The sequence below is a fragment of the Trinickia dinghuensis genome (assembly GCF_003367175.1).
Taxonomy (GTDB): domain Bacteria; phylum Pseudomonadota; class Gammaproteobacteria; order Burkholderiales; family Burkholderiaceae; genus Trinickia; species Trinickia dinghuensis.
In genome coordinates, this window is the sequence record NZ_QRGA01000015.1 from 64914 (window position 1) to 82537 (window position 17624).

The 17624-nt window shown below is 63.1% G+C and carries 17 protein-coding genes; 8 read left to right on the plus strand and 9 right to left on the minus strand.

Features of this window, described 5'->3' with window-relative positions; all coding sequences use genetic code 11:
- The 4 genes from DWV00_RS24140 to DWV00_RS24155 all read right to left on the minus strand — a co-directional run bounded on the left by DWV00_RS24140 (position 1) and on the right by DWV00_RS24155 (position 4053).
- On the minus strand, positions 1-1170 hold the full coding sequence (locus tag DWV00_RS24140; protein ID WP_115536289.1) for an ABC transporter ATP-binding protein: 1170 nt from the start codon (positions 1168-1170) through the stop codon (positions 1-3).
- Positions 1171-1184: 14 nt separating this feature from the next.
- Positions 1185-2030 (minus strand): ABC transporter permease, encoded by an 846-nt coding sequence (locus tag DWV00_RS24145; RefSeq protein WP_115536145.1) that lies wholly within the window; start codon positions 2028-2030, stop codon positions 1185-1187.
- Positions 2027-2875, minus strand: coding sequence for an ABC transporter permease (locus tag DWV00_RS24150; protein ID WP_115536146.1), 849 nt, complete (start codon positions 2873-2875; stop codon positions 2027-2029). Before DWV00_RS24150 ends, DWV00_RS24145 begins: the two co-directional genes overlap by 4 nt.
- Positions 2876-2982: 107 nt before the next feature.
- A complete protein-coding gene (locus tag DWV00_RS24155) occupies positions 2983-4053 on the minus strand; it encodes an ABC transporter substrate-binding protein (protein ID WP_115536147.1) in 1071 nt (356 codons plus the stop codon).
- 264 nt (positions 4054-4317) lie between these two features.
- Between DWV00_RS24155 and DWV00_RS24160 the strand changes: the two genes are divergently transcribed.
- The 3 genes from DWV00_RS24160 (at position 4318) to DWV00_RS24170 (ending at position 7053) form a co-directional block, all read left to right on the plus strand.
- Positions 4318-5220 carry an N-formylglutamate amidohydrolase gene (locus DWV00_RS24160; protein WP_115536148.1) on the plus strand — a complete coding sequence of 301 codons (903 nt, stop codon included), beginning with the start codon at positions 4318-4320 and terminating at the stop codon, positions 5218-5220.
- Between the two features lie 120 nt (positions 5221-5340).
- Positions 5341-6246, plus strand: a complete 906-nt coding sequence (gene dapA, locus DWV00_RS24165; protein ID WP_115536149.1) for a 4-hydroxy-tetrahydrodipicolinate synthase — start codon at positions 5341-5343, stop codon at positions 6244-6246.
- Positions 6247-6279: 33 nt separating this feature from the next.
- Complete coding sequence (locus DWV00_RS24170; protein ID WP_115536150.1) at positions 6280-7053, plus strand: pyrroline-5-carboxylate reductase; 774 nt, start codon at positions 6280-6282, stop codon at positions 7051-7053.
- A gap of 29 nt (positions 7054-7082) precedes the next feature.
- On the opposite strand, the gene DWV00_RS24175 is transcribed toward DWV00_RS24170, so the two are convergent.
- Positions 7083-8567 carry a PAS domain-containing sensor histidine kinase gene (locus DWV00_RS24175; protein ID WP_115536151.1) on the minus strand — a complete coding sequence of 495 codons (1485 nt, stop codon included), beginning with the start codon at positions 8565-8567 and terminating at the stop codon, positions 7083-7085.
- Positions 8568-8747: 180 nt separating this feature from the next.
- Entirely contained in the window at positions 8748-9638 is an 891-nt protein-coding gene (locus tag DWV00_RS24180) for a LysR family transcriptional regulator (protein ID WP_115536152.1), read from the minus strand.
- 90 nt (positions 9639-9728) lie between these two features.
- On the opposite strand from DWV00_RS24180, the gene DWV00_RS24185 reads away from it, so the two are divergent.
- The 3 genes from DWV00_RS24185 to catC are packed head-to-tail and all read left to right on the plus strand — an operon-like array spanning position 9729 to position 12128.
- A complete protein-coding gene (locus DWV00_RS24185; protein WP_115536153.1) occupies positions 9729-10862 on the plus strand; it encodes a muconate/chloromuconate family cycloisomerase in 1134 nt (377 codons plus the stop codon).
- Positions 10863-10896: 34 nt separating this feature from the next.
- A complete protein-coding gene (gene catA, locus DWV00_RS24190; protein ID WP_115536154.1) occupies positions 10897-11799 on the plus strand; it encodes a catechol 1,2-dioxygenase in 903 nt (300 codons plus the stop codon).
- Between the two features lie 38 nt (positions 11800-11837).
- Positions 11838-12128 carry a muconolactone Delta-isomerase gene (catC, locus tag DWV00_RS24195; protein ID WP_115536155.1) on the plus strand — a complete coding sequence of 97 codons (291 nt, stop codon included), beginning with the start codon at positions 11838-11840 and terminating at the stop codon, positions 12126-12128.
- Between the two features lie 122 nt (positions 12129-12250).
- On the opposite strand, the gene DWV00_RS24200 is transcribed toward catC, so the two are convergent.
- Together DWV00_RS24200 and DWV00_RS24205 are read right to left on the minus strand one after the other, a co-directional pair.
- Complete coding sequence (locus DWV00_RS24200; RefSeq protein WP_115536290.1) at positions 12251-12895, minus strand: response regulator transcription factor; 645 nt, start codon at positions 12893-12895, stop codon at positions 12251-12253.
- A gap of 288 nt (positions 12896-13183) precedes the next feature.
- Positions 13184-14290: an NAD/NADP-dependent octopine/nopaline dehydrogenase family protein gene (locus DWV00_RS24205; RefSeq protein WP_115536156.1), complete on the minus strand. Its 1107-nt coding sequence runs from the start codon at positions 14288-14290 to the stop codon at positions 13184-13186.
- Between the two features lie 181 nt (positions 14291-14471).
- Here DWV00_RS24205 and DWV00_RS24210 point away from each other — a divergent pair, with 181 nt between their 5' ends.
- Both DWV00_RS24210 and DWV00_RS24215 read left to right on the plus strand, forming a co-directional pair.
- Positions 14472-15449 carry an AraC family transcriptional regulator gene (locus DWV00_RS24210; RefSeq protein WP_115536157.1) on the plus strand — a complete coding sequence of 326 codons (978 nt, stop codon included), beginning with the start codon at positions 14472-14474 and terminating at the stop codon, positions 15447-15449.
- A gap of 217 nt (positions 15450-15666) precedes the next feature.
- Positions 15667-16638: a PDR/VanB family oxidoreductase gene (locus DWV00_RS24215; protein ID WP_115536291.1), complete on the plus strand. Its 972-nt coding sequence runs from the start codon at positions 15667-15669 to the stop codon at positions 16636-16638.
- Between the two features lie 45 nt (positions 16639-16683).
- Here DWV00_RS24215 and DWV00_RS24220 read toward each other — a convergent pair whose 3' ends face one another.
- Positions 16684-17604, minus strand: coding sequence for a LysR family transcriptional regulator (locus DWV00_RS24220; protein ID WP_115536158.1), 921 nt, complete (start codon positions 17602-17604; stop codon positions 16684-16686).
- Positions 17605-17624: the final 20 nt, after the last annotated feature.

Below are 17624 nucleotides of genomic sequence, written 5' to 3' on the forward strand. Positions count from 1 at the left end.
CTAGTTTTTGAGTACGATGCTGTCGCGAGCCGACCACCGCACGGTCACCGGCTGCCCTACCGGCAGCCGCTCGGCGGCACGCGTCGAAATCGTCTTGACGAGCAATGGCGCACCGCCCGGGCGCTGCAGTTCGATGCGCGACATCCCGCCGACGAACGAGGTCTGCACAACCGTGCCGATGCATACGTTTTCGCCGTTCGCGACGGACGACTCGCCGTCGAGCGCCGCGATCTTTTCAGGCCGGACCAACACCTTCACACGCGCCCCCACGGCCCGACCGTCTGTGCTGTGCACCGCGAGTGCAAGGCCGTCGGCTGTGGTCACCCGGCCGTCGGCCATGACCGTTCCTTCGATCAGATTCGACTCGCCGACGAAATCGGCGACGAATTCGCTGACCGGCTCGAAATACAACTCGTCGGGCGTGCCGATCTGCGCGATGCGTCCTCCGTTCATGAGACACACGCGGTCCGAGAGATTGAGCGCTTCCTCTTGATCGTGCGTGACATAGACGAGCGTCGTGCCGAGATCCTTATGCAGCCGCTTGATTTCGCCTTGCAGCTGATCGCGCAGTTTCTTGTCGAGCGCGCCGAGCGGCTCGTCCATCAAGATCACCGAGGGTGAATAGACGATACAGCGTGCAATCCCGACGCGCTGTTGCTGACCGCCCGACATCTCGCGCGGCCGGCGCCGCTCGTAGCCCGTCAAGCCTACCCGCTCCAGTGCGCCGCGCACGCGCGTCGCGATTTCATCCTTGCCTAGGCCGCGGATGCGCAACGGGAATGCGACGTTGTCGAACACGTTCAGGTGCGGCAGCAGCGCATAGTTCTGAAACACCATGCCGAGCCCGCGCTCACGCGGCGGCACCGTCGACACATCCTTGCCGTCCAGCAGCACTCGGCCGCTCGTGGGCGCCACCGCGCCCGCGATGATGTTCAAGATCGTGCTCTTGCCCGAGCCGCTCGGGCCGAGCAAGCTCAGGAACTCGCCCTCGCGCACCGCGAGATTGGTCGTGTGAAGGGCCGTCGAATCGCCGTATGCCTTGGCAACCCCCTCGAACGAGATGGCGTCTTTCATTCCTGTCACCCCACACGCCGCGCGCGATGCCGCGCCGTCTTCCGGTCTCCCACCCGCGGCGCGCCGCCCTTCGTTGTTCAGCAGTACGTGAGACATGCATTTCTCCAACATTAGTGTGACTGCGGTGCCCGCGGCTGCAAGAACGCCGACAAGCAGCAAAACACCAGCGAGAGCACCGTGAGCAACGCCGATACCGCGGCGATCACGGGCGAAATGTCCCACTGGATGCTGCTGTACATCTTCACCGGGAGGGTTGTCGTGGCCGGGCTTGTCAAAAACCATGCGAGCACGACTTCGTCGAACGAGACCAGAAACGCGAACAGTGCTCCGGCGAAGATCGATGGCCCCAGTTGCGGCATCACGACCTTCAAGAACACCGTGCCGCGCTTCGCGCCCATGATGGTCGTCGCGAATTCGAGCGCCGGATCCAGCTTCTTCACGCCGGCCATGACCGTCATCATCATGAAGGGCGTCACGTACGCGACGTGGCTCGCGACGAGCCCGGCCGTCGTGCCGACCAGGTGCAATCGCGACAGATAGAGATAGAGCCCGAGTGCGACCACGATGACGGGGACGAGGATCGGACTCATCATCAGCAGCATGACGAGGCGCTTTCCCGGAAAGTCGAAGCGCACGAGCCCATAGGACGCGGGCACACCGAGCACGACCGATATCACCATCGTTAGCCCCGCGACCCGGATGCTCTGCAGGATCGGTCCGACCCAGCTGCTCGCCGAAAACAACTGCCGGTAGAGCTCGAACGTCCAGACACGCGGCGGAAAACTCATCTCGCCGCTGCCGCCGAACGAGATCGGGATGACGATCAGCGTCGGCACGAGAATGAACGCGTAGACCGCAAACGCGGCGACATTGCCAAGCCCCGCATAGCGCCGCGCGAGCCGGTCGACCACCACCGAGCTACGTTTGGGCAACGCCATTTGTGTCGATGGAGTCATACGAAGGCCCTCCCTTGAGTACTGCGCTGCATGCCTCGCTTCTGGAGCCATTCGCCGCCCAGCGCGGCGAGCACCACGATGCCGAGCAGAATCACGCCGATCGCCGAGGCCATGTTCCAGTCGAGCGCCTCGCGCGTGTAGAAGTCGACCAGATTGGACATCATCGCGTCCTTGCGGCCGCCGAGCAGTGCCGGAATCACGAAGAACCCCATCGACATCACCGACGTGCTGAGCACCGCCGCTACGACGCCGGGCATGCTGAGCGGCAGCGTGACCCGCCAGAAGATGCGTGGTGGCCGCGCGCCGGCGATCTCCGAGGCGAAATAGATCGAGCGGTCGATCGCCAGCAGGCTGGCCAAAACCGGAAAAACCACGAACGGAATCAAGTAGTTCGTCATGCCGACCATCACGCCGAACCGATTGAACAGCAGCGGCAGGTGAATCGGCGCATGAAAGAGCGCGGAGAGCAGTTTATTGACGATGCCGTCGCGGCCGAGTAGCACGGTGAACGCGTAGCTCTTCACGAGGATGCTCGTCCAGAACGGCACCAGCACGAGCACCATGTAGACCGCTCGCTTGCGCGGCTTCTGCCGGGCCAGATGCATCGCAATCGGATAGCCGAGCAGCAGGCTCGCAAGCGCGGCGGTGATGCTGATCGCGAACGTCGACCATAGCGTGCGCAGGAAGAGCGCGCTGTGCGCGAGCCGCTCGTAGGCCGCGAGCGAGGGGCCGCTCGCAGTCCAGAAGCTCGTGTACACGACATAGGCAATCGGCACGAACAACACCAAAAACATGAAGATAGTGGCGGGCCCAACGTAAAGCAGCCCCTCATTGCGCCATCTCATCGCTCCTCCTTTTCAAAGCCGTACTGTGCCGTGCCGATCGAGTTCGCAGGCGCTTGGCCGAGCCGAGCCGAGCCGAGCCGAGCCGAGCCGGTCCGCACCCATCTCGCTCAGCCCATCACCCATTCCTTGAACCGCAGCGACAGTTCATCGTAGTGATCGGCCCACCACGCGTCGTTGATGACCAAATTGGCCTTGCTCGTGGGATCGGACAACCACTTGCGCACGTCGGGCTTCATCATCGGCAACGCCGCACGGCTAGCCGGCGTGTTGCCGTGCAAGTCCATCAATGCGGCTTGCCTGTCCGGACGCAAGGCGAATTGCAGGAACTTCATCGCATTCGCCTTGTTCGGCGCGTTCTTCAGCACCACGAGATACTCGAACATGATGAGGTTTTGCTTGAACGAGAAATCAATCGGGAGGGAAGACTCCTGTGCTGCCTTGACACGCGTCGCATACGTGTAGCTGAAGTCGACTTGCCCCGTCTCGACGAGCGTCACCGTCTGCGGTGTCTGGTCGACCCAGTTCGCGATATACGGTTTGACGCGATCCAGCGCTTTGAACGCACGCTCGACGTCGAGCGGGTAGATTTTTTCCGGAGGCACGCCATCGGCGAGCAGCGCGATTTCGAGCGTCTCGCTCACTCGATTGCGGAGCGTGCGCCGGCCGGGAAATTTTTTGAAATCGAAGTATTCGGCAAAGGTCAGGGGATGCTTGCCGTCGGGAAATTTATTGTTGTTCCAGCACATGCCGCCGGTGGCGCTGTAAAACGGCACGCCGTCCTTCGTCAACGGTTTGATCAGGTCCTTCGTATTGAAAAGCGCTGGATCGAGCGGCTCCCAAAAGCCGTCCTTCGATCCGGTCATGGCCATCGGACCGACGGCATCGAACACGTCCCACTCCACGTTGTTGGTCATCACCTGCGCCTTGACCTTCGCAAGATCGGGGGTGTCGACAAGCGTCACATGGATGCCGAATTCCTTTTCGAAAGGCTTGGCCAGCGCTTCTTCGACACCGGTGTGATAGTTGCCCCCCCAGCTCACCACGACGAGGTTTCCCGCCGCCATTGCCTTGCGGGAGGTGATCACCATCGGTGCGCCGATCGCGCCGGTCAGCAGCGCGGCGCCTGTCGCCTGCATGAACCTGCGTCGGGGAAGATCCGGTTTCGAGTTCGAAGTCATGGCATTACCTTTTTGTAAGGAGGCGTGCGGTTGGGTACGGGCGTATCCGGGAAGACGTCAAACGGCCTCATGGAGAAAAGTTAGTGCCTGAAAATATTCCGCAACGTTGCTTCGCGAGCGCTTATAGAAACAATTGACGGCGTTTATGAGCGCCTAGATTCCACTTGGGGTCCACTAGGATTCGCAGCGTGGACGTGCGAGCGTCCCGAACCCGCGATGCGTCATGCGTCAGATGAAACGCGAACAATCGAAAGGGCGTTCGACATGCAAACTCCAGGATGCGATTCAATCGTCCGTGCGGACTCGCCGATCCTCGTCGTCACGCCGCATACGGGCACCGACGTGCCGTCCGAACTGCGCCGGCACACTGCGTGGGCGCCGGTACAAGGGCGCATCGTCGACCCCGCCGGAATGCTGCTTCAAACGGCGGCGCGGCGCGCCGGCGCATCGCTGATCACGGCGCGCTTCAACCCTTGCGTCATCGACTTCAATGTGGCTGCCGACAGGCGTTCGCTCGCGCCGAGCTTCGGGCATCTTCGCCTGTGCCGAACCTACAACGCGGGGAACGAAGCCCTTTACGAGCCAGGGGCGGAGCTCGACCTGGAGGAAGTCGAACGAAGAGTCGAACAGTATTGGCGGCCGTTTCACGATGTCGTCGTCGCCGAACTGGAGCGGCTGCGCGGCCTGCACGAAAACGTCTTGCTGCTCGTCTCCCATGCGAGTTGGTGGCTGTCGCCGTACCGGCTACAGCCCGGCGCGCTCGATTGCAACATCGGCACGAACCTGGGCAAAGCCTGCGATCCACGGCTAGTGAAGGCGCTCACCGACACCGTGCGTGCACATGGGCGCTCTTGGGTCGTCAACGGACAGATCGCCGGGGCCTTCGCCGCGCAGCACTACGGCACCCCTCGAGCCGGGGTTCACGCGCTCGAAATGGAGATCGCGGGGCGCTTGCGCGGCGACTGTGCCGCCCAATGCGCGATCGCGACGGCGAGTAGCGCCGAAAGCCCGCCGCCCGGCAGCAGCGACACGTTGATGACGGACCTGCTTCACGCGATCGAGGATGAACTGCGTGGACTGCCCCGCGCGCTTGCTTCGTTTTCTAAAGCGGCCTTGAACTCGCAAAATCCGAATGTTTTCGGAGCCAATCCCGAGCAGCGTACATAAAGTCCGCCGATAAAAACTATAAGCGCCCGCGATCGACGCAATGAACGTGAAATACAGCACTTAAGGTTTGTTCCGTGCGGCACCGATGCCGTTCCTCTCCACCCATTCGAGGCTACTCATATGACGACGCAATCCCAATACAAGGGCATCTTTACCGCCGTTCCGACACCTTTCGACGGAAACGGCCGGTTTGTCGGCGAGCCGCTCAAACGGCAAATCAAGCATCTTCTCGAAGCCGGCGTCCATGGCATCGTGCCGCTGGGCGGAACGGGGGAATACACGGCGATCGCAGCGGACGAGCGCCGCAAAGTCGTTGCCGCCGCAATCGAAGCCGTGAACGGCAAAGTGCCGGTCATCCCCGGCATCATTTCCCCGGGTATCGGCGACGCGCTCGACAATGCAAGGGCCTTTACCGCCGAGGGCGCGAAGGCGCTGATGGTCGTCACGCCCTACTACTACCGCCCGACGCAGCAAGGGATTCTCGACTACTACAAGCGCTTCTCGGACGAAATCGATGCCGACATCGTCCTGTATGACATTCCCTACCGTACCGGCGTGCCGTTGACCGTCGAAACGATCGCGTCGCTCGCCGAAATGACGCGTGTGGTGGGCATCAAGGCATGCAGCCCGGATCTCTCGCAGCAGGTCCGCGTCGTCCAGGCCGCCGGCAAGAACATGTCGATCCTCAGCGGCGAGGAAGATGTCTTCCCGCTGCATGTGGCAATGGGCGCGGTCGGCGGAATCGTCGGCACGTCCACCGTGATTCCGAAGCACTGGCTCCATCTTCTTTCGCTCGGATTGCAAGGCAAGCTCGCGGAAGCCACGGCCTTCCACGCCGCAAACATGCGCCCGCTGATCGACGCGTTGTTCTCGGAGCCGAACCCTGCTCCGATCAAAGCTGCCCTGGCGATCATGGGCAACGATTTCGGCGACGTGCTCACGCCGCTTCAACCGGCTTCGATGGAGCTACGCGAGAAACTGCGCAAGATGCTTGCGCAGTATCAATCGCGTGAAGCCGAACTTTGATCCCCTGCCCTTTCCGTGCGAAGTGAGGAACCTATGAGTAGGAAGATCGGTTTTATCGGAACAGGCTCGATCACCGAGGCTGTCGTAACGGGGCTAGCGAAGGTATCGGGTCAGCCTTCGGAGGTATGGCTGTCCCCACGAAATGCCGCCGTCGCGGCGCGCTTGGCGTCGCAGTTCCCGTTCGTCAAAGTCGCGGCCGGCAATCAGGAGGTGCTGGAAAATTGCGACATCGTGTGCCTTGCCGTTCTTCCCCAAGTCGCGCACGAAGTGCTATCGCCGCTTCGCTTCAAATCGACGCATCATGTCTTGAGCTTCATCGCCACGGTGAATCACGTCCGGCTCAAGGAACTGATGCCGAACGTCGCGCGCATCACCCGTCTGGCGCCTTTACCCATGGTTGCCGATTTGAATGGCCCCACCATCATCTTCCCCACCGATGAGCTCGCCACGGAGATATTCGCCCCGCTCGGGGAGGCTATCTGCATCGACGAAGAGGTTCCGTTCGACGCGCTCTGCGCTGCAACCGCGCTGATGGGCTCCTACTTCTCCATGCTCGAAACCTATACTCAATGGCTGACTGAGAAAGGCGTCACTTACGATTCGGCGAAAGGCTTTCTCGCGACCTTTTACTCCGGCCTCGGTTCGATCGCCCGCAACAGTGCCGATCGATTCTCGACGCTCGCCGCGAGTGTGTCGACCGCCGGCGGCCTGAACGAACAGGTTGCAAAGGAGATGCGGGAAAGCGGATCGCCGGAAATATGTCTGCGTGCGATCGAGAACGTCTATCAGCGGATACGCCGAGCGTAAGCCGACCGGGACGCGCCGCTTCGCTCTGCCTACGTGCGGCTCTTCGGCAGAGCGAAGCGGCAATCGAGCCCGCCGCCTCGGGCCGGCGAGGCCGATATCCTGCCGCCGTGGCGCGTCACGATGCTTTTGCACAGCGACAGCCCGATTCCATTGCCGCCGGCCTTCGACGAAAAAAAACCGTCGAACAATACGGCGTGAGCTTCATCCGCGACGCCTGGGCCATTGTCGATCGTGCGTAGCTCGGCCAGCCCGTCCATCGCCTGTGCCGTGCCGAGCACGAGGGTGCGCGGTGTACTCGGCACGCGCACGAAGCCGGCAAACGCCTCGATCGCGTTGAACGCGAGATTCAGAATCACCTGCCCGATCAGAACGCGCTCGCAGCGAATCGGCAGCGGAACGCCGGCCTGCTCGATGGTCACCGCAACGCCCGCCTCTCTTGCCCGCAATTCGATAAAATAGGCAACATCCGACAGGATGTCGCGCAAGTCGGCGACGACCACCTCCGGCTCTCGCTTGACGATGTATTCGCGAACGCTCTTGATGATCAGCGCGGCGTGCTCGGCCTGACGATCCGCGCTGCGCAATCCCCATATTGCGTCGTCGACGGCACCGCCCGCGTTCAAGCGCTGGATTGCCCCCTCGATGAAGTTGCGCACCGCCGCGAGCGGTTGGCTGAGCTCGTGTGCGATCACGGTCGCCATCTCGCCCATCGCGTTGTAGCGCCCCGCGTATTCGAGCATTCTCGCCTCGGTGCGGCGCGCGTCCTCGATCACCACCTCGCCGCCGATATCGCGGAAATGAACGAGCAGGCCGTCGAGATCGCCTTCGATTTGCACGTGCCGGCAAGTGATGCGCAGCCAGCATGGGGTGCCGTCGCGCCGCACGATCCGGTAGCGCTGCGGCTCCGAAGGGCGCACGCTCGGCGCATCGCGCAGCTGCGCGATCAACCGATCCCGATCGGCTTCGGTGCAGTAGTCGAGCACGGCGCCGAGCGCTTCGTCGGGCGCAAGGCCCAAAACCCGGCGTCCCGATTCGCTGATGAATTGCACCCCGCCGCTCGGCGTCACCACCGCGACGCCTTCGTCGAGATCCTGCATGAATTCACGCAGTCGCGCCTCGTATCGGCGCAACTTCTGGCGCGTCGCTTCTTCCGCGCTGATGTCGCGAAACTGCACCATCACGACGTCGCGCCCGCTCAGCGGCACGTAGGTGGCGACGGCCTCGGACAACATATCGACCCCGGCGCGAGACCGATAGCACCACTCGTACACCTGCGGCCCTTCGGTGATCGCTCGGTCCATCGCGCCCACGCCGATTTCGCGCCGGTATTTCGGCTCGGGGCGCGTCATGTCCCTCGCCTTCAACGGCAGCAATTCTTCGACCGAGAAGCCGAGCGCCACGCACGCGGCGCGGTTCGCCCAGACGATTGCCTTGGTTTGCGCATCGTGCAGCAGCACGCACGACGTCAGCGCATCGAGCAAACGGCGGAAATCGTCTTCGGCGGGAAACGTCATGATCGAACTCGGCAAGGAAGCGCCGCACGCCACACGGCACATCGGCGCGGGATACGGATCGCACCGTAGCACATGGGCGCCGCAGCCGCATCTGAAGATTTCTTTACCGCCCTAGAAAGCACCTGCAGCGATATCGTTCGCCGCACGCGCCGATTGCCGGCCTCTTGAACCCGCGGGCGTTCAGCCTCCGGGCGCGAACATCGTGCGCGCGACCGCGCAGAACGCCTCGATGGTCGGGCTTTGCTCCAGCAACCGCCGGCTCATGATGATCGGGGATGTCGCGATCGGCTCCGGCAAGCGGCGATAGACAACGCCCTTGACCCGCACGCCCTCCACGCTTTCGGGCACGAGCGTGACGCCGACATTCGCGGCGACGAGGCCGAGCGCGGTCTGCAACTCGCGAACTTCGTGCACGGCCGAAGGTTTCAACGCGCCGTCGCGCAGCGCCGAGAGTTGCTGATCCGCAAAACTCGGCCGCGGCGTACTCGGATAAACGATCAGCGTTTCGCCGGCAACATCGGCCAGCGACAACGGCCGCTTCGGGTCGGCTAGCCGATGTCCGACCGGGAGCACGGCGATCAAGCGCTCCTCGATCAGCGCCTCGCGCACGAGTTGATCGTCGTCGAACCGCAGGCGCCCGAATCCGATGTCGATCCGCCCTCCCTTCAACGCACCGAGCTGTTCGAGCGTAAACATTTCGATCATCGACAACTCGACGCCCGGCCGAATCTCGCGAAACGCGCGGATCGCATCCGGTAAGGGACCGTACAGGGCCGACGGCACGAAGCCGATCACGATCCGCTCGGACAACTGCGCAAGCCGCCGAGTCAGCGGTCCGAGTTCGTCCGCTTGATCGACGAGGCGCTTGGCCTGAGCGTAAAACACACGCCCCGGCTCGGTGAGCCGCAAGGGCCGTGCACCCCGTTCGAACAGCGGCAGGCCGATCTCGTCCTCGATCGCTTGCAACTGTCGGCTGAGCGGCGGCTGCGTCATGTGCAAACGCTCGGCCGCGCGCGTAATGTTCATTTCCTCGGCAACGGCAATGAAGTACCGAAGCTGACGCAATTCCATTTCATACCTCGAAAGTATGGAAGTATTCGAAGACGGTGTTGGACGCTGCCGTGCGCTCGTTCCTATCATGTACCCCAGCAGGAGGAACGAATGATATCAACTAGTGCTGTTATAGCGTGCATCGAGACGCTGCTCGTGGATGTGCCGACCATCCGGCCGCACAAGCTGTCGGTCGCCACGATGAATTGTCAGACGCTTGTACTGGTTCGAGTTCGATGCTCGGACGGTATCGAAGGCGTCGGCGAGGGCACGACGATCGGCGGCCTCGCCTATGGCGAGGAAAGCCCCGAAAGCATCAAAACCAACATCGACACCTACTTCGCGCCGCTCTTGAAAGGGGGCGACGCAACGCGTCCGGGCGCCGCGATGGCGCGCGTACGCAAGCTGTTTCAAGGCAACCGCTTCGCGAAATGCGCGCTCGAAACCGCACTGTTCGATGCGCAGGCTCGCCGTCTCGGCGTGCCGCTGTCCGAACTGTTCGGCGGCCGCTTGACCGATGCGGTCGACGTGGCGTGGACGCTTGCCAGCGGCGACACCGGGCGCGACATCGCGGAAGCCGAAGCGATGCTCGAAGCGCGCCGCCATCGCGCTTTTAAGCTGAAGATCGGCTCGCGCAGTGTCGCCGACGATGTCGCGCATGTGATCGAGATCAAGCGCGCACTCGGCGAACGCGGCGATGTCCGCATCGACGTGAACCAAGCCTGGACCGAAACCGACGCGATTTGGGCCGGCCCGCGGCTTGCGGAAGCCGGCGTGAGCCTCATCGAGCAGCCTATCCCCGCGACGAACCATGCCGGCCTGAAGCGACTGACGCAACTCGCGCACGTCCCGATCATGGCGGACGAAGCACTGCGCGGGCCGGTGGATGCGTTTGCCCTGGCAACGAGCCGCGCGGCGGACGTCTTCGCCGTCAAGATCGCGCAATCCGGCGGCCTGCAGGGTGCGGCAGCCGTGGCGTCGATCGCCGCGGCGGCAGGCATCGACCTGTACGGCGGCACAATGCTCGAAGGCGCGGCCGGCACCATGGCGTCGGCCCAACTGTTCAGCACGTTCGGCTCGCTGAAATGGGGAACCGAATTGTTCGGCCCGCTGTTGCTCACCGAGGACATTCTCGTCGAGCCGCTCAAATACACGGATTTCAAGCTCCACCTGCCGACAGAGCCCGGCCTCGGCATCGCTTTCGACTGGGCGCGCATCGAACGGATGCGACGCCGCGCCCCCTGATTCCCGCATACATCCCACGATATTGGAGACACGAATGAACAAGCAAGCCATCGATGCGCTGCTCAAGACCTTCGACGACGCGGCCAAGAAGCCCGGCAACCCGCGCGTGCGCGCGATCGTCAATCGGATCGTCAAGGACCTGTTCCACACGATCGAGGATTTCGACGTGCAACCGAGCGAGTTTTGGGGCGCACTCAACTATTTGAACGAGGCCGGCAAGGAGTTTGGCCTGATCGCCCCCGGCCTCGGTTTCGAGCGCTTTCTCGACGTGCGGATGGACGAGGCTGAAGAAAAAGCCGGCATCCGCGGGGGCACCCCGCGTACGATCGAAGGGCCGCTGTACGTCGCGGGAGCGCCGGAATCCAATGGCCACGCGCGACTCGACGACGGCACCGAACCGGGCCAGACGCTCATCATGCGCGGCCAAGTGCGCGGCGATAGCGGCGAGCCGCTGGCGAACGCACTCGTCGAAGTCTGGCATGCCAACCATCTCGGCTGCTATTCGTACTTCGATCAATCGCAGCCCGCGTTCAACCTGCGCCGCTCGATCCGTACCGACGCGCAAGGCCGCTACAGCTTCCGCAGTGTGCTCCCGGTCGGCTACAGCGTGCCGCCGGGCAGCAAGACCGAGCAGCTGCTCGATCTGCTCGGCCGGGAAGGCCATCGTCCGGCGCACATCCACTTCTTCGTGACCGTGCCCGGCTATCGCAAGCTCACGACGCAGATCAACATCGAAGGCGATCCGCTCATCTGGGACGACTTCGCGTTCGCGACCCGCGACGGCCTCATTCCGGCGGTCAAACAGGCGGAAGGCGCGGAAGGCAAGCCGTACGGCATCGACGGCCAATTCGCGCTGATCGACTTCGACTTCACGCTGGTCAAAGAACAGGCGAACGTGCCGGCCGCCGATGTCGAGCGCGTCCGCGCGCACGGCTGATCGGCACCGAACCGCACGCCACCCGGCAAGGAGAGAACATGCTGTTTCATGTGGAAATGACCGTCAACCTGCCGCCCGATATGGATAGCGCCAAAGCCGCGAGCCTGAAGGCGGAGGAAAAGGCGATGGCGCAGCGCCTGCAACGCGAAGGGATCTGGCGGCATCTGTGGCGCATCGCGGGCCGGTACGCGAACGTCAGCATCTTCGACGTCGAAAGCCCCGCGCAACTGCACGATCTGTTGAGCCAACTGCCACTCTTCCCTTACATGGACGTGCAAGCGCGCGCCCTGTGCCGGCATCCGTCGTCGATCCACGACGACGACCGCTGAACGAAAGCCGCGAGGCCGGGTACACGGCATCGCGGCTTTCGTTCTATCCGACGCTCGCGCCGCCCGCATTTCGTGCCGGCAGACAGCACATGCGAACCGCAGGGAACGGCCGACGATCAATATCAGCGGGGCGCGTTCGCTTCGCCGCCCCACACCGCCATCACGTCGCGCACGAGCGCGGCGATCGATGCGGCACCGAGCTTGTCCTTGATGCTCGCCCGATGGACGTCCACCGTCTTCACGCTGATCGACAGATCCGAGGCGATCTGCTTGCTGCCCTTCCCGTCGATCACGCCGCGCAGCACTTCCTTCTCGCGCACTGTCAGCGCATCGAGCCGCCGGCGCAATTCGCGCTGACGCTCGCTCACGGCATGCCGCTGCTGCGCAAGCTTGATTGCACGCTGCACGCGCTCGAGCATCTGCTGGGAGTTGTACGGCTTCTCGACGAAATCGATCGCGCCCTGCTGCAGCGCGCGCACCGACATCGGGATGTCGCCATGCCCGCTGACGAAAATGACCGGCAGCGTCGCGCCGCGGGCGTTCAGTTCGGCTTGCACATCGAAACCGCTCGTCTCGGGCATGCGTACGTCGAGTACTAAACATGCCGGGACCGTAGCATCGAAGCGTGCGAAGAAAGCCGTCGCGTTTTCGAAGCCTTCGGAGCGGATGCCGACCGATTCGAGCAACCACGCGAGCGACGTTCTCATGCCGGCGTCGTCGTCGACGATATAGACGATCGGAGCAGGCGGGGGCGTCGGAGGTTTCATGAAGTCTTGGAGTATGTACATCGAGCGCGCCAAAAAATTCGGCTCCCATTCAGCGTCGCGCATCGCACATCGCGCGCCGGCGCAAAGATGCAAAACATCATAGCGAGCCGGTATCTTGCTGAAAACCCCATTTACACCTAATCGACCCGCCGCCGCGGGCTTATTCGCGCACGGCTCGAATCGACTAGGTAAAACCTTTAGGCAAGTAGGTATGAGTCACATCCGTCAAGCCATTCACGCCGATATGCGTTCCGCTTTCTATGACTTAGGCTGTGATTTCCGCGGTCATTATGGAACACACCCTTCGGCGAGCAACGCGCTCATCGCGTTTCTCGGCAACGTGGCAAGACCCAGCCGCTCCAGCGTACGGCCCTCGGCATACAGGTCGCGCTGAGACACGGCGCTGGCGATGCTCAGTAGTCCTTGGGCAACGGGCGTTCGCGCGCCGGCCCAACGTCCGCACGACACGATGAACGACAGCCCGAGCCGGGTGTCTTCCAGCATGTAGCGATGAGTCTTCAGATCGATCGTTTCTCGCCAATCGCCGCTGTCCGTCAGCTTGCCGTGCGCACCGCGGCCGTACATCCATTCGTCGCCCTCGGCGGCGTAATGGTCCGCGAGCGGAAAATGCGGCGAACCATACCCAAGCGCTTCACGGACCGCGACGCGTTCGGCATCGAGCGCGCTGGTGACGCGGCGTATCGCCGGCTGAGTGCCCTCGTTATGGATATCCCAGGAATCGAAATGCTCGAGCGGCCCGGCATTCATGAGGATGAGCGGCGGATGGATGATAGGCCCCGCATTCATCAGCGCGCCGGACAGTGCATCCTCGATCGGCTCGATGGACGGGTAAGCTGCCGTCAGAATCTTGAACGCCCAATCGGCCGCTCTCGCCGGGAACACGCCCGTAGGCAGACGCGTGGCGTAGGCGCTGATCACGACATCGCGTTCGCCGTGCTTGCGCACCAGGTACGGCAACGTACCCGTCTCGGCGAATGCAACGTCCGCCCGATTGCCGCAATCGGCCGCGGCACGCGCGAAGACATAGCTTCCGAATGTACCCGGCGGCAAAAACACGACTTGACCATTTTCGAGCAGCGGTGCGAGCTGCGCGGCGAGCGCTTCGTGCGCGATCGCGGGCAGCGGAATCACGATGAGGCGCGCGTCGTGAACGGCAGCGTAAAGATCTCCGCTCAGGCGGATCCCACCCTCCATGTCGCCGACAAAAATGCTTCGCGTTCCGCGGAAATCCTTGACGGTCAATGCGCCCTGTTCGCTCAGCCGCGCATGCTGTCCGGCATCGCGACGCCACCACGTGACGTCGTGCCCTTTCTCCAGCAAATCGATTGCGGCTGCATAGCACCCGTGACCGCCGCCCAATACGCACACCTTCATCGTTGTCTCCAGCTAGGGTTGTTCATGCCGAGATTACGTGCCATAGCGCGTGGCGTCGCTTCAGATCGCGCAATGCCGCTCCGATTCGCGCAACGGAAATGCAATCGATGCGACCGGATAAGACGGATGCGTCTCGTCTTCGTAACCGGCACGTGCCGAGTTTCCGAATCGAGGCGATAACATGGATAACATCCTGTCCCGTACCGCACCGAATCGCCTCGCGTCGGCTCGCCTCCATGAAGACATTGAGCGAGAAGTCCTGCTTTGGCTCGGGCCGCACCGGATGGACGTACGCGGCCGCGGGCCGATTCGCGCGGAGCTTTACGCGGTGCCGCTGCATCGGGCAACGCTGGTCGAACTCTGTTACGGCCAAGAAACGCGGATCGACTTTGGAGAAAACGTCGATCAATTCCTGTTTCGTCTGACGCTCGCCGGCGCCTGCGAATTGCAGACCGGCCCCACTGTGACGCGAGCCAAATCGGGGGAGCTAACCGTTTCGTCGCCGACACCCTCGGGCCGCCTACTGACCACCTCGGATTGCCGCAATCTTGTGCTGCGGCTCGATCGCTTTGTGCTCGAGCAAAAGCTTCAGGACATGCTGCAGGCGACATTGAGACAGCCACTGCGCTTCGAACTGGCGGCGAGCGCTCAACGCACGGGCGCCGCGCTCGTGTTGTCGACCTTCGAATACTTGTGCCGCATCGCCGCCGATCCGGCATTCGGTGAAAGCCATGCTTCGCTTCGTCCCGATCTGACGGAATGGATTACGGCCTTACTGTTGACGCACATGCCGCACACCTACAGCGACGCGCTCGCGCGCGGCACGCCGCCGCCGCTTCCCATTCACGTTCGCCGCGCACGCGACTATATCGATGCTCACCTCGCCGAACCGCTGGTGCTCGCCACGCTCGCGAAAGCGGTTGGGGTGTCGCCGCGAACGCTTCAGAACGGCTTCCGTGAGTTCATGCTCACGACACCGGTCGCCTACATACGCGATCGCCGCCTGGAGGCCGTGCACGGCACGCTGCAACGCGGCGATGCCCGCAGCGTCAGCGACGCGTTCATCGCGAACGGGATCTACAGCTTCGGGCATTTCACCAAGGCATATGTCCAGCGCTACGGATACGCGCCGTCCGCCACACCGAAGCGTTTGCGATGACTCCCCCCGCCTCGCGCTTCGCGCCGGCGCCCTCTCTCCTGGAGGGCGCCGGCTGTGAGGCCATGTTCGAGGCCTCACCGTAACATCAGCCACACTGATTTCATCACCTATTTTTAATCGATTTGATTTATGTGATGCCCACCCCTATCCTTCACTCCGGGCTGGCTGTTCAAGCCACGCCGGTCGGCTATTGATTGAATTCATCACGGAATTTGCCATGCAAGCGAATCGTCACAAGGTTCGGATCGATGCGTTGATCGACGCAGCGCAGGACATCCGCTGTTTCCAGGTCTCGCGGGTCGACGGTCAGCCGCTCGATGCGTACGAACCGGGCGCACACGTCGATGTCACGGCCCCGTCGGGCATTACGCGGCAATACTCGCTGTGTGGCGATCCCGACGCGCATCGGAGTTATCTGTTCGCGGTGAAGAAGGAGCCGCAATCGCGCGGAGGTTCGCGCTCGCTGCATGACGACGTACGAGTGGGCACCGAGTTATGGATCGGCGCGCCTCGGAATCTGTTCCGGCTCGCCGCCGATGCCGGCGAGCACGTGCTGATTGCCGCCGGCATCGGCATCACCCCGCTGCTTTCGATGGCCCATGCGCTCGATAAGCGGGGCGCCAGCTACAGGCTGCATTATTTCGCCCGCGACCTCGGTCATGCCGCGTTCGCCTCGGCACTGTCGGCGGAGCCGTTCGCCTCGCGCGTGACGTTTCATTTCGGTATCGAGCCTAACGATCTCCCTGCCGAACTCGATCGCTGCGTTGCGACGCTCGATGCCGGCGCGCACGTTTACACGTGCGGTCCAGGGCCGTTCATGGATCGGGTCGTCGACGCAGCGGGCAAGCGCCTGCCGGAGGCATCGATCCATCTCGAACGCTTTGCCGCCGAACCCCTGCAACCGGACACGGCAGAGAAAGCGGGCGAGTTCGAGGTGCGCTTGCAGCGCAGCGGGCAAACGGTCCGCGTCGATCGCGACGTGTCGATCGTCGACGCCCTCGCCCGCGCCGGTGTCGAAATCGACACCTCGTGCGGCGAAGGCGTGTGCGGCACCTGCATGATTCCCGTCATCGAAGGCGAGCCCGACCATCGCGACCACTGCTTGAGCAAGGCCGAGCGAGCCAGCAACACGGTCATTTGCTGCTGCGTGTCGCGGGCCAACTCGCCGGTACTCGTCCTCGATCTTTGATTGCGGCGCATGGGGCGGCCGCCGGCCGCTCCAACGAGCACGGCATTACATCTGCTCGAAGTGCTGCACGATCTCGGCAAGCAGCGCCCGCATCCACGCGATACCTTGATCTTCGTGGAAGTGCTCGTGCCAGTGCATCGTGACGGGCGCGGCCGGCACTCGCACCGGCAGTTCGTACAAACAAAACCCGTTGTCACGATTGAGAATGCGCGCCAGCCGCTTCGGCAACGTCGCGAATAGATCCGTCGCCGACAGCACACCCGGCAGCGCGACGAAATGCGGGACTTCGAGCGCGATGTTGCGGCCCACTCCTTTCGCTCTGAGCGCGTCGTCGAGCGCGTGATGACTGTGCTCGACCGATTTCACCTGCACGTGCGCGGCCCGCACGAACTCGTCCAGACTCAAGCCCGGCGTTTTCGGCAACCCGCGGCGGCGTGCCGTCATGCAGACGTACGTTTCCTCGAACAACACCTGATGGCGCGTCCGCGGCATCAGCTCGGGCAGATTGCCGATCGCGAAATCGAGGCGGCTCGAGCGCATTGCCTCCTCGATTTCTTCAACGGGCATCGGCCGCACGCTCAGCGTCGCGCGCGGCGCCCGCTCGCGCAATGCCTTGCAGATCGCGGGCAAATACGCCATCTCGCCCGCATCGGACAACGATAGCCGGAACGTGCGCGTGCTGACGGCGGGGTCGAACGTCTCGGCGTAGCGCAGGGCTTCGCGCACCATCGCAAGCGCCTGGCCGACGATGCCGGCAAGCTCGAGCGCGACCGGCGTCGGCTGCATGCCGGCACGCGTGCGAATGAACAACTGATCGTCGAACAGCGTCCGCAGGCGCCCGAGCGCGTAGCTGACGGCAGGCTGCGTGAGCGCGAGCCGCTCACCGGCTTTGGTCAGGCTGCGTTCTTCGACGATTGCGTGAAACACGCGCAGCAGATTGAGATCGACGTGATCGATGGACGTCATGGCGCACCCATATTATTTGC